Here is a 13,894-nt window from a genome sequence, read left to right on the forward strand (position 1 = left end):
CTAAAATCTCGTCGATGTCTTACGTCCTGTAATTCGATCGATTGGTGTCAGTGATGTTCCCAAAACCCCGGGCATTCATTGCATGAGGTGATGACGATTTCGTTTCCTACGGTGTCACTCTTCAGCGCCATCCAAGTCCGCGTCCCGCACTTCGGGCAGGCGAGCTTCGAGGAGCTTCGCCCCGCCTTTTTCCTCAAGTTCGCGAATGCGGCGGTCGATGTCTTCGAGGCTTTCTTTTTCGCCATCGGGTGTTCCTTCGACATTCACGTTCTGGTTCTGCGTCACAACTTTCTGAGTGACCGAACCGTAGACGCGGTTCATGAGGATTTCGGAGATCTTCACCTTCACAGCCGCTAGACGAGCATCAGTTCCGATGTCGTTGCCTTGCTTATCCCTGAGAACATGATCGCGCGTCAGGATGTCGAGCTGCTGATCGAGCGCAACGGTCAGCATGTGTTTCAGCTGAACCCGATACGCAGGTGGGGGCAGACAGATGAACGCCATCTTGTAGGCGTCTTTCTGAATGATCTTCCACCAGTATTCTTTGCGGCAGACCCCGTTATAGATGTTCGGCAGGTTCATGATTCGCCCGCCGAGAGACGCGAAATTGTACTCAAGCCAGAAAGCTTCGCGCAGGCGTTCTTCAGTGAGGCCGATGTTGCCGACTCTTTTCAGTTCGGTCTCGGTGTAACTGAGAACTTCGAGGGGGATCGATTGAAGCGCTTCGGCCATTTTACCCGGAAGCATGTTGACTAGCGAGTGCCGATTGCTGGCATCCGTTAAATCAAGCTCGGGTTGTAGGTCCTGGGGCGAAGGGATCACGTCTCGGGACATCAGTAGCACTCCGGCACATTTGCCTTCACACGACCGAGCACCGAAGAAATCTTCTGGTACTTATTGCCTTCGAGAATGATCGCCCAGTAGCGGTACTTCGAAGCGTTTGGGAGAATGATCTCGCCCGACTTCATGATCTGGCGCTTCATGAGGATGACGTAAAGGTGAATGTTAGGCTTCGAGGTCTGAAGGTCAGCAAAGCTGTACTTCGTACCGCCGCCCGCCCAAGACTGGTCAACAACAGAGAGCTGGAAGAGACCGACCGAGTAGGTATCGAGGTTTTCTTTCTTTCCCACGTCGACTGATGACGACTTCACATTCCAGCTGGACTCGTAGTAAGCAAGCGCCGCCGAGAACTCGCCGAGGGCTTTTAACTTCCCGTCTTCTGCCAGCGAATGGTACTTCGGGCAGATTTGAGTGACGTCTTTCGCCGACGAGAATGTAGCGAGGTCAGCCCGCAGAAGGCTGATCAGGTAGTCAGAGGTTTCAGGCAAAAGCGAGTAGCCTTTGCCGGCTTCCCATGAAAGCGCGATCCGCTTCTTGGGTTTCGGTGTCCCGGGTGCCTCGATAGGGTCGACAGGCATCGTTGGCACGTTCTCGCACCCCAGAAGGCATGTCGCGAGAACCATGGCTACCGCGTAGATGCCGATGACTGTGAGGGCTAATTTAGTGCGTTGATTCATCGTGTGGACTCCTTGCCCTTCGAGCCCGAAGTGCAGTTGATGGTCTTTGTGACTTTTCCGGGGAACGCCCAGAACTTCAGAAGCGGCCAGCGGATAGAGCAGATTTCAGTTACCGAGTAGGTCGAGATCTTGACGGCATCTGCCTGGTTGCCTCCATCGAGGTCGACCGTGGCTCCTGCGCGCGTGAGGTCTTCAGCTGTGCAGTTACCTGCGATGAATGCGACGTGATTCGACGAATCGTTTCCGCATTTCACATGGTTGATGTGTGCGATCGCACCATGAGGCGCGCCGTTCACTTTGTAGTTGATGGCCGCTCCCCAGTTCGACCAGTGACGAGCGAGAGAGCCGTTTCGCTGAACGTCGATGCCGGCATATCCCAAGGCAGCTGCGACCATGAGTCCGCACCAAGCGTTTGCGGAACCACGGATCGAAGGAAGCGAGAAGCCGAAATACTTCTTCCAAAGCGGCGTCATCATCGCGTTGAAGTCGTTGTCCTGCTCTTTCTTGCCGCGGTACTTCTTCATGAAGTCCATCCAGGGAACAGGTTGGATGGTTGTGATGTCGGTGCTTTTCGAAGGTGTGGTGGGCGTCGTAGGCTTCGACGGCACCTGAGGCGTCACACGCTTCTTCAGCAACTCCTCAATCTTCGGCCATGTCTGCTTCAGGCCGACCTTGCCGTCGATCGTAAGACCCTTTGCGCGCTGGAGCTCACGAACGGCTGACTCGAGAACCGCGTCGAATTTGCCGGTGGGTTTGCGCGCAAGAAATCCAAGCGTCGCAAGGCATTCCTCAAGATAGATAACGAGAGGGCCTACATCGCCGAGCATGATCTGCTTAATTTCTAAGGCTTTTGTGTCTGACGCCTTCGGAGCGCCCACGCTCCCAAGCCAGGAGAAGAAGGTAACGATGAGGTTCCAGAATGTTTGCATGGTTAGTGCCTTTCTTGGCTCTCCGGCCAATGCAGAGTGACGGTGACTTTCGAGTTCTTGATCTTGATGTGAATGGTTGGAGGGTCAGCTGTACGGATCGGCTTCAGCATCACGTCCGCAGCTTCGTAGGCTTTTGCGAGCGCCTGCTTATCGTCCCAACCCCACTTGGCGATTGCGTTCTCAACCATCTCGATGAACTCGCGGTTAAACCAAAGCCTGAACCCGCGACGAGTGTCCTCGCCTGACGGGACAAACAAGTTAGCTTTTTCGGAGTGTTTCAACGGGTAAGCCTTCCTTGGCTGCGATCTCCAGACGAAGCTCCTCAAGCGTCTCTTCCATCTCCTCGCGAATGGTATAGAGATGCGCCACCGTGCGACTGATGATGGGGTCGGCTGACATATCAGCGAGCCTCACGCGGGCAACCGTGCGGTTAATCAGCCGATCCATGTTGTCGATGAGGCCTTGAGCCTGCTCGAGCATCTTCCGGTGCTGTGTCGTCATCCCTGACTTCCCCTTCTCTTCAGGCGAACAAAACAGCTCATCCATGAGCCCCAGTCCGCGTCCTTGCGAAAACCTCTGACGGGTCAATCCCCCGACCGCCAGAGTTCTGATTCCTTGCAGATGTCACAGATGCGGTGATGCTTGCCCTCGGACATGAACTTCTTGTCGCAGCCGAGGCAGACCTTCTTTGTGAGCTTGAAGCGCGGATAATGCGTAGGCGTCACCTGGCGCACACCTTCCGTCCCCTTGATGTAGGGAGAAACAGTAGGGTTCGCATGCGGGTGGCGCTTGTTGCGGTAGTTGGTCATGCGCCTATTCGCTTTCGCGCGATCTCTGCGTACCCAGGATTCAACTCGATACCGATGAACTCGCGGCCATGCTTCTTCGCGACCATGCCGGTTGTGCCAGAACCCAGAAAGGGATCGAGAACAACACCTCCAACGGGCGCACCTGCGAGAATGCAAGGTTCGATGAGATCGGGAGGGAAAGTTGCGAAGTGAGCGCCTTTGAATCCTTTTGTGGTAACTGACCAGACTGAGCGCTTGTTGCGTGTCGGTCGCGGGCCGATCTTGTGAATTGACCCGCCGAGATTCGCGTTCTTGCCTTCGCGCTGGCCGGGCACGTCTTGCCCCTTGGTGTTGCCAGGTCCTCCGGGGTATCGAGCAGGCTCACGAATCGCTTCGTTGTCGAAGTAGTAGCGAGGCTTCTTCGATAAGAGAAAGATGTACTCGTGAGACTTCGTGCAGCGGTCCTTTGTCGACTCAGGCATGGGGTTAGGCTTATGCCAGATGATGTCTTGGCGAAGAATCCAGCCGTCAGCCTGGAGAGCGAGCGCAGTCCGCCAGGGAATGCCAACGAGGTTCTTGTTCGGAAGTTTCGCGTCGTAGCCGGGGTCAGTGAAAAGTGACCGCTCCTGCGAGTTACCGCCTGAACCGTTCTTTCCTTCACCTTTCGCCCAGCCTCCGCCGCTTCCGTACTGAGAAGCCGCGTAGCTATCGCCCAGGTTCAGCCAAAGCGTGCCGTCGTCTTTGAGAACGCGGCGAACCTCACGGAAGAGAGTTGTCATCGAAGCGATGAACTCTTCAGGAGTCTTCTCGAGGCCCATCTGACCATTAACGCCGTAGTCTCGCAGACCCCAGTAAGGCGGCGACGTCACACACGTCTGCACCGATTGGTCAGGAAGCGTGCGAAGAGTCGCAAGAGAATCGCCTACGAGAATCACTTCGCACCATCCCGGAAGAGATTCGGTCCGCAGGCTGACGTGAAAAGCACTGTAAACAGGAACCACCAGGCGCTGTAACCTTCGTAGGTCACGAGGTAGGCGGTGCCTGCAAGTAGCGAGAGGTCGAAGATTAACATCGCGATATAGACGATTAGTGTGCGCTGGCTCACTTCGACTCCCCAGCCGGCGTGAACTTCAGCTCACCTTTTTCCATGTGGTAGACGCCAGGGGCAGGTTTGATCGCTTCGTAGCGCGAAGGCTTCTCATCGAGGATGTCAGCCGTGCGATACGTCAGGTCGTTGTAGGCGCGGATAATGTCCGACACCGGGGCAGCTACGCCGCTCTGAAGCAGGTACATGGCTTTCTGGATGGTGCGGTCGTAGTAGAAGCCAGGCTTGCGGGGAGAAGCGTGAGTAGGCTCTGTGGCGCGTTTAACGGGCTCAGGAGAGGCTGTGGGCGCTTGGGTTGCGTGATAGGCGTAGAGAGCGGCGAAAGCGTCATGGATGGCTTTATGCGCTTCAGGCAGGGTGAGGCCGTGCAGGCTCTCGTTGGTGGGGAAGGGAGGGGGGAGGGGGGCTGCGGAGGTGGGGGGAGATAGGGTGTGCGCTCCATGGCGGACATCTCCCTTATCGTCGACCCCACCCCCCGGTGAGAAAGCTGCTTCTTGACCCTTAGCCACGAAAGCGTCCTTGCCCATCGTGCTCCCCCTTGTTGACGCGCGCCACTAAGTAGCTGATCACGCGTTATATAGACGAGATGACGGCCCTGAGGCCTGAGCTCCGAATCACCCCTTGATTCGAAGCCTGCTTAACGCTGCGGAATCACTGGAGATTCGAACTTCGCTGCTGGATCTACATAGATCCAGCAGTGTTGGTCGAGTCTACCAATTGTGTGTCCTGAGGCGCGTCAGGCACTAAATATAGTGGTCCTGCTCGTGAGGAGCTCAGCGCTCGAAGCGCCGCGCGCCCCGCCCGTTGGCACCACACACCTCGGTCCGCTTCATCCGCCCTGCTTGCTTCCTCAGCATCAGCAGCGTCCGCGGTCCCTGCTCCTCAGCATCTTCCATCATCTCGTTTCCCTCACTTTGCCTCATCTACCCTACAAACTGTCAAACTCTTACAATCTGCCTACAAGTTATCCACCGCACCGCATCTATCACACATCACGCACACTTAGCCCTGCTCACCTCCCGCCGGCAGCGCTTCCCCGTCTATAAGTTCTACAAAGTACCATTCGCTAACCTACTGATTTCACTGCTGCTTGATGTGGCACAGATCAAGCAATGTGTAGTGTCGTAACCAACTAACGAAGGAGTACGAGATGAAGAAAGCCAAAATGACTCAAGCCGAAGCCCTGGACATCGTGATCGCTGACCTCCAGTCATGGGCTGACTCAGGTGGAGATGAGTCCGACGACGGTATGTTGTACGCGCTTCGCAACGGATACCGGCTCCACGCTGCTCAGCTTTGGTTGGGCACTGGTGCCGCTAGCGAGACCCGCAAGATGACCGAAGCGACTTCAGTCCTTCGTATCAGCCGCAAGGCTGAAGACCGCGAGATCGACCAGATCTGCCGCGAAGCACACATCTACGAATGTCCGGACTGTAACCACAATGGCTTTCGCGACGATGACCAAGGTGAGTCCATCAGCTGCTTTTCGTGTGGTGAGACCGCTTTCAAGCAAGCGCGCCCCGAGGAAGTCATCAGTAAGGTGCAAGAACTTTTCCCCGAATCTCAGGCGCTCCCTTACGCACGTAAATACAAAGCAGCTTACGTCCACGCCGAAGATAACTCCTCAGGCTTTCGTGTCGTCGTCGTTCCTTGCACTGAGTTCCGCGATCGTCAGGGTATCCATCTAGTAGACCTCACGACCGAGGAGCTCGAGCGCAAGCTCAGCGCTGCTGCTGAGTCGTGTGATCGCGATGGCTTCGAAACTGTATGGGTCCACGTCATCGGCGCGTGAGCAGCTTGATCAGGGTGTCTTGCGGGACACCCGAATGAAGACGCTTTCAATTAACAAAGGAGATCGCATGAACTCGCTTAAAAACGTCCGCATTTACGATAATGGCGGAAAGACCTTTGACCGCTACACAGCCGTCTACATGGACCAGCCCGAGTACCAGCCCGGCACGTTCGCAGCGCGCGGCATGAGCACCAACCCGTTCAGCCCTCAGGGCTTCGGCTGCTCGTGTGTCGCATCACCGGGTCGTCATCTCGGGAAGCGTATCAAGTTCGAGGAGCTGCCGCCCGACTGCCAAAGATTAGTCCTACAAGACATCTCTACAGAGGAGACCGCATGAGCCGCCGTCAATCGACCATCTACATCACTCGGGTTTCGACTCCGAAAGGCTGCGGACCTTACCGCTACCTCGTGACCCAAGACTCCACGTCGTGGTGTGCGTTCAGAACCCGCCGCGGTGTCCGTCAGTTCATTCGAGACCTCAACCTCACCGTGAAACTCATGCGCCGAACCGGGCGCGGGCTCGACTCTTTTGCGGTGTACGAATGTCATTCTCCGGTGTTTGAGCAGCTTGGGTCTTGGGACCTCGAAAAGTTCATGCGCATGGAGGCAGATGTCGAGCGCGTTTCACACTCGAACGGAGATTTGACGCTCTGGAAAATCATGCACCTCGATGGCGGCGGTTGCGTGATGTATCACATGAACCCGAACGTGAAGGACCGCCCGACTTATCCGCGCGAGGCTTACTCAGATAGCGGACCTGACGACACATCACCCAAACGGAAAGGATAATCAGATGACCCGCCCCAAACACACACCCGGACCGTGGGACGTAAATGTCTACTCGTATCCGCTCACGCCTCGCCTTTTCGGTGTCAACTGGAAGCAGCAAGAAAAGCGAGACGCCTCAGAGGACCTCGCCAACGCCCGTCTTATCGCCGCCGCGCCTGAGATGCTGGAAGCGTTGGAGGACGTGCTTGCGTTTCTCAACATCAAACGGACCGGCATCGAGAACTCACTAGCCAAGCAAGTCGAGCGAGCCCTCGCCAAAGCGCGAGGTGAGTCATGAAGCTCAAATCACTGAATCAAGCCATCTTTCACTCGGTACACTCCGATTGCGATGGGTCTGAAGTAGACGCCGCTTTCAAAATCGAAGTCGATGGCGCAACTTGGTCTTGCTACACGGTAGCGCTGAGTCACCGTGACCTACTCTGCTACTGCAACGAGGGAACCGCTTCCTTTGTTGTCGACACTTACGGGACGCGCGACGTGGCGGAGCTCGTCGACTGGGAAGCCGATCAGCCTTAACGCCCCTTAACCGTCTCAACTTGCTATAGCGTTTTGTTGGAAATTTCACGCGGGGTTAACCAAGTCCCGCCGATAATAGGAGTAGACATGTCACGCAACCAACTCACACCAGATAAGTACATGACGCCTCAGGAAGCGGGTGCGCTTGACGCCCGTCTTGCAGCGCTCGATACCTCTGACCCGCTCGTTGCGCGTGATCATGCTTATCTGAGTTTTCTCAGGCTCACGGGCGTCCGCGCTTCTGAGGCGCTGAACCTCGAGCGCCGAGACTTCCTCGGTGTGTTCGACGGAGCAGGAGGAGAACGCTTCGGACGCGTCCACATTCGCACGCTGAAGCAGGGGCTTGACCGGGTCGTGCCCGTGCCCGGTTGGCTGTACGACCGCTGCTTGTCAATGGCTGGAGCGTTTCCGGGCTCGCCGATCTTCGCATCTGATACGGGTGAGGCGATCAAGCTCAGACGTGCCGACCAGATATGGCGTACGTATCGGACGTGCGACAAGAAGCTTCACTCGCTTCGTCACACTTTCGGGCGTGAGCTCTACCGCGCAACCCGCGACATCCTGCTGGTGAAGTACGCGCTTGGACACGCATCGGTATCGAACACGCAAATCTATACCGAGATGGACATGGAAGATGACTTGAGTCGCGCTTTAGGAGCGCTGAGAGGAGCGTCATGACACGCTATACGCTTTTATTGGGACTGAGTGCGTCCCTTATCCTGACCGCTTGCGTGCCTGATGGCGGCTCTGGTGGAGCTCCAGCTGCTCGCGTAGTTGACGAAGCTCCGAATCTTGAGCCCGAGGCGCCGGAGCCCTTGCCTGAGGAGCCAACTCTTGCCGAGTTGACAAGCGGTGACATCCAGTCTCTGACGCTAACCCGCGGTTCGGAGTCGCTGACGTTTACAAGCTCCGAGATCCAAGACACGCGCTGCTATGGTGGGCGCATCGAGATCAAGAGCGTGACTGAGGCTGATGGTATTGTGACCGTGTCGGCTGAGCGTGATGGCGACGTGCCGCTCGACACACCGACACATCAGGACTGCATGCTTGAGGTCGGTCAATCGCATTTGGCCTTCTACTATGGCGGAAGCTGCGTCTATGCCGCGGTCGATCCGTACTTCCACGCGCGAAATATCACCTATCAGCTTTCCAGAACAGCTGATGGCGAGATCACAGTCGCGCGGTCGCTTGAGACGATGCCGTTTCAACGAAGCTGCACAAACCCGATAGGCTATGGCCCTTTCACGGGCTCAATTGCAGGCGAGGTCTATCATGAGTAAGCCTCAGAATCTGACCGAGTTAAACGCTTTATTAGCCCGTCAGGCGAGTGAGCGAGATCAGGCCGACCGGAAGAACAGCGCGAGACTTTGGCGCGTCCTAGGCCCCGTGGCGGCGTTATTCGTGGCGGGATATATCGGTGTTGCGGTTTACGGATTAACTCAAACTGAAACGAAGTCTCAAGTCGAGGTGACGAAATGAAGGCTCAGACGTATCCTGTTCGCATGACTGCTATAGCGAAAAACCGGAATCTACCCTGGGGCTTAGTGAAGCGCGCGGTGCTTTGGACTGCGGCTGCCGTGGTGTCCTTCTACGTGCTCGGTGGTGTCGGGATGCTTCTCTATATCGGAAAGACCTCTCCGAAGGTGCAAGCAGCCATCGCGGACTTCGATCCCGGCATCCTTCGCTCAACTCTCGAGATCATCTTTTAACGATCAGCGGGAAGCTTGCCTTCGTTCATGAGCGACCAGACATCAGTGTTGCGCGATTTCATCGGGTCTTTCTCGCGCTTAGCCTTCTCGATCAGCTCATAGCGCTTTTTGTAGGGTGCGGCTTCAAGCGACCCAGCATCCATGACGTATGCAAGGCCATCAAGAGCCTCGTTTTGCATGTTACCGATGAAGCCTGTCTGACCGCGGGCTTTGGCGAGCTCTGACTCAGCCCAAGCCTGATGCGTACCTTCACGCATGGTCGCACCGAGATTGTCCAGCTTGTCCCACACGCTGCGTTTCTGAGTTCCCGCCATCTCACACCCCCGAATCAGTCATTATACGCGAAAACGGGAATGAGTTTCTAGGCTAACCGACGCGCCTTTGCTTCTTCACGAGTCTTTCTGCCATGACAGGTCTTGCAGACCGCTTGCAGTTTCTCTGACGGAAGGAACATGCGCTCGATGAATGTGCGAGGGTCGAAGGTTCCGACAGGATCGATGTGGTCGGCGTACAGCTTCCCCACTTTCGCTCCGCAGATCTCGCAGGTGCCAATGTCGTTCTCCCCGACTGCGCGCCTCAGACAAAGCTTGCGTGCGTGGTTATACGCCCAGACCTGGCGGATGGCTTTCCGCAAACGCTCCGCATCCTTCGGCCCCAGACCATCTACGGGCTCTGGCTTTGCCTTCCTGGCTTTCTTCTTTGTCATGCTTTGATCTTGTGAGACCTGGACCTTACGGTGAAGTGAAACCTTCAAATGACTTCCAGCCCCAACAACCCTCGCGCTGTTAAACTGGCGGCATGCTTGAAACTTGTTTGGTTATCCCGGATTGCCACCGTCCGTGGCATCATGTTCGCGCGTACAACCTCATGCTTGAAGTTGGTACGTTCATCAAACCGAAACACGTCATCCTTCTCGGTGATTATGCCGATGTCTACAATCTTTCCGGCCATGGGCCTAAAGATCCCGGCATGATCACCAACATGAAGCGCGAGATAGACTCGGTGAATGAGGGCCTCGATGAACTCGATAAACTCTTTCCGAAGTCGAAGAAGAAATACATCGAGGGGAATCACGAATGGCGCCTCACTCGCTACATCCAGAATCGCGCACCGGAACTTTTCGGCGTCATGGACTGGGAAGGTCTTACTTCACTCAAAGAACGTAAAGGCTGGGAGTGGGTCCCCTGGGAGCCGACTCAACTGACACCCATCGGACCATCTAAGTCGAAGCTGCTCGCGCGCCACCGTCCACTGGGCTCGTCGATGAAAGCATCTGCACAACGCGCGCTCTGTTCGATGGTCTACGGCGACAACCACAAGATTGAAGAGACCCACTTCACAAGCATCAAAGGCGAGGAACACGTCTGCTTCTCGGTTGGATGGCTCGGAGATAAGCGTCAGCAGCAGGTCTTTGGCTACGTCGCCGGCATGGCTCAATGGCAGCTTGGCTTCGGCATCGTTCACGTCGATCCGCGGACCGGCTACTTCTATCACGAGAAGATTCACATCCTCGACAACATCACCTGCATGGTAAACGGGAAGCGTTTCAAAGGATGAAGCTCAAGATCTTCGGCGTCTCCATGCAAGTGAAACGGCGCAAACACCTTCGCACGAAGGAAGAAGCCATGGGTATCTACTACCCTGGCCAAAATCTCATTCACATCGATGCAGACCTTAAGGGTGAAGAGTATGACCAGTGCGTGCTTCACGAAGCTGTTCATGCGCTCCTCGATCGCCTGCACATCTCGCCCGCCATCGATGAAGATGTCGAAGAGATCATCGCCGACTCTGTCGCAACCATGATCACCGAAAACTGGAAGCTCTCAAAAAAACGCTGACGCGGGACCGCTACACTTCACACTCAGGCAATTCGCGACTAGATCTTGTGAAGTCTCTCGTCTCTCTCTCACACAACGGTTTGTAGATTTGCTAGTAGGAAGCCTCGGGGAAACCCGGGGCTTTTTGCTTTAAGGGCTGTATCGGTCGCGCGTCATGCGTAAAGCGGCAGCGCCCCAACAACTCACTTTGTGTTGAATCTCACGCAAACCGTGAATTACCTTCAAATCAGAACCGACCACTCCCGGGCTGATTGCATCTACCCCGCGCGCAGCAAGGAAGGTTCTAAGTCCTACGGGACGTGCTGGGCCAAACACCCTCCATCTTGAAGAGATGACTCTGTGGCGCGGAGGGGGAACTGCCGCTGGTGGCTACCTACCTAGAGCACGACGTGAATACGTCAAAACGAGTGTGGAGATCCAGATGCCGTAAGCCGACTCATCTCAGGGGGTTCGAATGTTTATTCGCGCCTTCAGCAGATCATTTGGTTCGGTGGGATATAGGGGAACCTATGCCTGCCGATCTATCTAGGGGGTTCGAATGTTGTATTTGTATCAGACAAAGCTGTCTGAGCATGCGATGAGAAGAGAGTTTCGGAAGGCAGAGAAGGTCGGATTGGTTCCGCACCCAATTGAACTTCTTCGTCAACGCTGCAACAAGTTGAACCATAGTAACTTCCCAAGTGAGCGCTGGTTTATGACGGCAGCCGAAAAGCATTTCGCAACATTTCCTGTTCGCGTCCGTTGTTCCCGGAACCACCCTGCATTAGGTGTGTTCTTCATCGATTTCTTTTTCCGTCGCGGAAGACTTGCGATCGAGATCGATGGGCGCTCACATGATGGAAAAAAAGAGCATGACGAATGGCGAGACGGACTTCTCACGCGTGCTGGGAATCGTGTGATCCGCATCAAGCATGGCGACGAGAATGCGCTTCATGCAGCTCTATTGGAGATTGAGAATCTTTATCCTAAGATGAAGCGTGTTGAGCCTGCCCGAGAATTAGAGGGCCTCGCTAAGTCGGTTGCGAGTACATTGAGGAAAGAGAAACGTAGTCTCCGCGGCACTGCTTACGGTCGCAAGGCCCGCGAGAAAGCAGCCGTCGACTCGTGGCCGTCTCACATCGACAAAGCCAAAGTTCTTTCGTGGTTCAAGTCCTAGCGGCGCTTCTTAGCTATATCCCGCACCATCATTTCGATTTGCCCGAATGATTTGAGTTGGCGCTCATCGAGAAGATTTACGGCTTGAGCGAGCTGGTCGATCTTGGCTTCGAGAGACGCGATAACTCTGCGCAAATCTGCATCACCCGAGCTACCCGTGATCGCCGGCAGCTTTTTCACTTCGTCACTCATGAGTTCTTCGGGCGACACTCCGAGAGCGGCAGCGATTTTTCGAATGCCGACGACGTCGGGTCCGCGGGTGCCGTTCACGTAGTTCGACATCGTATTCGGTAGAATGTCTGCTCTACGCGCGAGCTCGAGAGTAGAGATCCCCATCTTCGTCATTCGGACACGAACTCGCTGACTGAAATTTACTCTTTGATCCGGTGTTTTGACTTCGTAGTTGATGGTCTCGGTGTCTGGCGAAAGAAGTTCCGCGATCGAAATCTCAAAGGCTTTCGCGATCGCTTCGAGTTTTTCCATCGACGTGTTCGCTGACCCGTTTTCAATATGTGAGAGAGCACTGCGACTGATCCCCGTGGCGTCGCAAAGGTCGTTTTGCGACATATTGCGCGCGATCCGCTCGGACTTCACGCGCCTAGCGAGGATTTCTTTTTGATCAGGCTTCATCTCAACACCACCGTTTCAGCTGGTATCGAACATTAGACCTCCCGGGTTTGCGCCGCATCCGCCCTGACGCTATGTTGCGTCAAGTGTTCGAAACGACGTCCAATGTTTACCATCTTACGCCAACCGAGTGCTAGCCCCCCGTTTTGTGTTGCAAACAACGCAAAGCTGTCGGAATGTTCGACACATCACTTAAGGGGGAAACGGTGTCGATTCTGAAAAAGGCAACGACGGGCACACTGCCGAAGGCTCAGGTTTATACAATCTACGGACCGAACGGTGTCGGTAAAACCACACTCGCGTCTCGCTTCCCTAACCCCGTGATGTTCGATCTTGAAGATGGCAGTCAATCTGTCGGTCACAAGGACTTTTTGCGTATCGCGAAGAAAGAAATTCCTGGTCTCGATGAATACATGCTTGCCTTGAACGACATCTGGAAAGATCCGGCTGATCGCAAAACGCTCATCACAGATTCTGTCGAGGCGCTCGAATCCCTTATTCACAAGTCTCTCTGCAAAGAGCAAGGCGTCGAATCGATTGAAGATATTCCGTATGGAAGAGGTAACGTCTACGCGCGCGAAAAGATGGAGGCAATCATGCGCCTTTATCACCGAATTCGTGATGACCGCGGCCTCACAGTGATTCTTGTTGGTCATTCGATCGTCAAATCATTCACCGACCCTAAGGCGAACCAGACCTACGATCGTTACATCATGCGCGCAAACGACAAGTTCGCATCGATCATTCGAGATTTGTCAGATGGCGTTTTCTTCGTGAACCATAAGGTCATCACCGAGAAAGGCCAGAACCCTGCGAAGGCAAAAGCGTTCTCGACCGGAGACCGCGTGATTCACACGGTGTGGTCGCATGCCTACGATGCGAAGTCTCGCTACGCACTTCCCGCTGAAATTAATTTTTCTTTAGTTTCCGTAGAAAAGGCCGTGTCGGAACTCATTCCTAAATCGGGCGAAGATCTAGTTCATCAGATCAATCAATTAAAGTCTCGTGTAGCCGATCAAGATCTCGTTCAGAAGATCGACAAGGCGATCACCGAGGCTGGCAAAGATGACGAAAAATTAAAAGTTATTAAGTCTCGACTCATGGAACTGACACAGACGCTCTAGGAGGA

Annotated in this window: 23 protein-coding genes; 11 read left to right on the plus strand and 12 right to left on the minus strand. The window is 55.0% G+C overall.

Annotated elements, in window-relative coordinates:
- Positions 1–114: 114 nt before the first annotated feature.
- The 9 genes from KF767_08890 to KF767_08930 form a co-directional block, all read right to left on the minus strand.
- On the minus strand, positions 115–834 hold the full coding sequence (locus tag KF767_08890) for a hypothetical protein (GenBank protein ID MBX3017992.1): 720 nt from the start codon (positions 832–834) through the stop codon (positions 115–117).
- Positions 834–1,517: a hypothetical protein gene (locus KF767_08895; GenBank protein MBX3017993.1), complete on the minus strand. Its 684-nt coding sequence runs from the start codon at positions 1,515–1,517 to the stop codon at positions 834–836. Before KF767_08895 ends, KF767_08890 begins: the two co-directional genes overlap by 1 nt.
- Positions 1,514–2,446: a peptidoglycan-binding protein gene (locus KF767_08900; GenBank protein MBX3017994.1), complete on the minus strand. Its 933-nt coding sequence runs from the start codon at positions 2,444–2,446 to the stop codon at positions 1,514–1,516. Before KF767_08900 ends, KF767_08895 begins: the two co-directional genes overlap by 4 nt.
- A 2-nt stretch (positions 2,447–2,448) precedes the next feature.
- Positions 2,449–2,727 (minus strand): hypothetical protein, encoded by a 279-nt coding sequence (locus tag KF767_08905; protein MBX3017995.1) that lies wholly within the window; start codon positions 2,725–2,727, stop codon positions 2,449–2,451.
- The gene (locus KF767_08910) at positions 2,705–2,992 is read right to left on the minus strand and encodes a hypothetical protein (protein ID MBX3017996.1); all 288 of its coding nucleotides are present in this window, start codon (positions 2,990–2,992) and stop codon (positions 2,705–2,707) included. The genes KF767_08905 and KF767_08910 overlap by 23 nt, the downstream gene beginning before the upstream one ends.
- A 38-nt stretch (positions 2,993–3,030) precedes the next feature.
- Positions 3,031–3,255 carry a hypothetical protein gene (locus KF767_08915; protein ID MBX3017997.1) on the minus strand — a complete coding sequence of 75 codons (225 nt, stop codon included), beginning with the start codon at positions 3,253–3,255 and terminating at the stop codon, positions 3,031–3,033.
- Complete coding sequence (locus KF767_08920; protein ID MBX3017998.1) at positions 3,252–4,103, minus strand: site-specific DNA-methyltransferase; 852 nt, start codon at positions 4,101–4,103, stop codon at positions 3,252–3,254. Before KF767_08920 ends, KF767_08915 begins: the two co-directional genes overlap by 4 nt.
- A 62-nt stretch (positions 4,104–4,165) precedes the next feature.
- Entirely contained in the window at positions 4,166–4,339 is a 174-nt protein-coding gene (locus tag KF767_08925; GenBank protein ID MBX3017999.1) for a hypothetical protein, read from the minus strand.
- The gene (locus tag KF767_08930; GenBank protein MBX3018000.1) at positions 4,336–4,866 is read right to left on the minus strand and encodes a hypothetical protein; all 531 of its coding nucleotides are present in this window, start codon (positions 4,864–4,866) and stop codon (positions 4,336–4,338) included. Before KF767_08930 ends, KF767_08925 begins: the two co-directional genes overlap by 4 nt.
- A gap of 623 nt (positions 4,867–5,489) precedes the next feature.
- On the opposite strand from KF767_08930, the gene KF767_08935 reads away from it, so the two are divergent.
- The 7 genes from KF767_08935 to KF767_08965 all read left to right on the plus strand — a co-directional run bounded on the left by KF767_08935 (position 5,490) and on the right by KF767_08965 (position 9,145).
- The gene (locus KF767_08935; protein ID MBX3018001.1) at positions 5,490–6,131 is read left to right on the plus strand and encodes a hypothetical protein; all 642 of its coding nucleotides are present in this window, start codon (positions 5,490–5,492) and stop codon (positions 6,129–6,131) included.
- A 67-nt stretch (positions 6,132–6,198) separates the two neighbouring features.
- Complete coding sequence (locus tag KF767_08940; protein ID MBX3018002.1) at positions 6,199–6,468, plus strand: hypothetical protein; 270 nt, start codon at positions 6,199–6,201, stop codon at positions 6,466–6,468.
- The gene (locus tag KF767_08945; GenBank protein ID MBX3018003.1) at positions 6,465–6,920 is read left to right on the plus strand and encodes a hypothetical protein; all 456 of its coding nucleotides are present in this window, start codon (positions 6,465–6,467) and stop codon (positions 6,918–6,920) included. The genes KF767_08940 and KF767_08945 overlap by 4 nt, the downstream gene beginning before the upstream one ends.
- A 4-nt stretch (positions 6,921–6,924) precedes the next feature.
- On the plus strand, positions 6,925–7,197 hold the full coding sequence (locus KF767_08950) for a hypothetical protein (protein ID MBX3018004.1): 273 nt from the start codon (positions 6,925–6,927) through the stop codon (positions 7,195–7,197).
- Between the two features lie 326 nt (positions 7,198–7,523).
- Positions 7,524–8,114 (plus strand): tyrosine-type recombinase/integrase, encoded by a 591-nt coding sequence (locus KF767_08955; protein MBX3018005.1) that lies wholly within the window; start codon positions 7,524–7,526, stop codon positions 8,112–8,114.
- Positions 8,111–8,716, plus strand: coding sequence for a hypothetical protein (locus tag KF767_08960; GenBank protein MBX3018006.1), 606 nt, complete (start codon positions 8,111–8,113; stop codon positions 8,714–8,716). Before KF767_08955 ends, KF767_08960 begins: the two co-directional genes overlap by 4 nt.
- Positions 8,717–8,938: 222 nt before the next feature.
- Positions 8,939–9,145, plus strand: a complete 207-nt coding sequence (locus KF767_08965; GenBank protein ID MBX3018007.1) for a hypothetical protein — start codon at positions 8,939–8,941, stop codon at positions 9,143–9,145.
- Here the strand turns inward: KF767_08965 and KF767_08970 are convergent.
- Both KF767_08970 and KF767_08975 read right to left on the minus strand, forming a co-directional pair.
- Positions 9,142–9,459 (minus strand): hypothetical protein, encoded by a 318-nt coding sequence (locus tag KF767_08970; GenBank protein MBX3018008.1) that lies wholly within the window; start codon positions 9,457–9,459, stop codon positions 9,142–9,144. The two genes, KF767_08965 and KF767_08970, sit on opposite strands and share 4 nt — an antisense overlap.
- Before the next feature lie 47 nt (positions 9,460–9,506).
- A complete protein-coding gene (locus KF767_08975) occupies positions 9,507–9,851 on the minus strand; it encodes an HNH endonuclease (GenBank protein ID MBX3018009.1) in 345 nt (114 codons plus the stop codon).
- 92 nt (positions 9,852–9,943) lie between these two features.
- On the opposite strand from KF767_08975, the gene KF767_08980 reads away from it, so the two are divergent.
- From KF767_08980 to KF767_08990, 3 genes are all read left to right on the plus strand, one after another.
- Entirely contained in the window at positions 9,944–10,702 is a 759-nt protein-coding gene (locus KF767_08980) for a hypothetical protein (GenBank protein ID MBX3018010.1), read from the plus strand.
- A complete protein-coding gene (locus KF767_08985) occupies positions 10,699–10,983 on the plus strand; it encodes a hypothetical protein (GenBank protein ID MBX3018011.1) in 285 nt (94 codons plus the stop codon). Before KF767_08980 ends, KF767_08985 begins: the two co-directional genes overlap by 4 nt.
- Before the next feature lie 538 nt (positions 10,984–11,521).
- Complete coding sequence (locus KF767_08990; protein MBX3018012.1) at positions 11,522–12,139, plus strand: DUF559 domain-containing protein; 618 nt, start codon at positions 11,522–11,524, stop codon at positions 12,137–12,139.
- Here the strand turns inward: KF767_08990 and KF767_08995 are convergent.
- Positions 12,136–12,768: a helix-turn-helix transcriptional regulator gene (locus tag KF767_08995; protein ID MBX3018013.1), complete on the minus strand. Its 633-nt coding sequence runs from the start codon at positions 12,766–12,768 to the stop codon at positions 12,136–12,138. The two genes, KF767_08990 and KF767_08995, sit on opposite strands and share 4 nt — an antisense overlap.
- Before the next feature lie 203 nt (positions 12,769–12,971).
- Here KF767_08995 and KF767_09000 point away from each other — a divergent pair, with 203 nt between their 5' ends.
- Positions 12,972–13,889, plus strand: a complete 918-nt coding sequence (locus tag KF767_09000; GenBank protein MBX3018014.1) for an ATP-binding protein — start codon at positions 12,972–12,974, stop codon at positions 13,887–13,889.
- The last annotated feature ends 5 nt before the right edge of the window (positions 13,890–13,894 follow it).

The organism is Pseudobdellovibrionaceae bacterium (assembly GCA_019637875.1).
In the GTDB taxonomy this organism is placed as follows: Bacteria; Bdellovibrionota; Bdellovibrionia; order Bdellovibrionales; family Bdellovibrionaceae; genus JAHBUW01.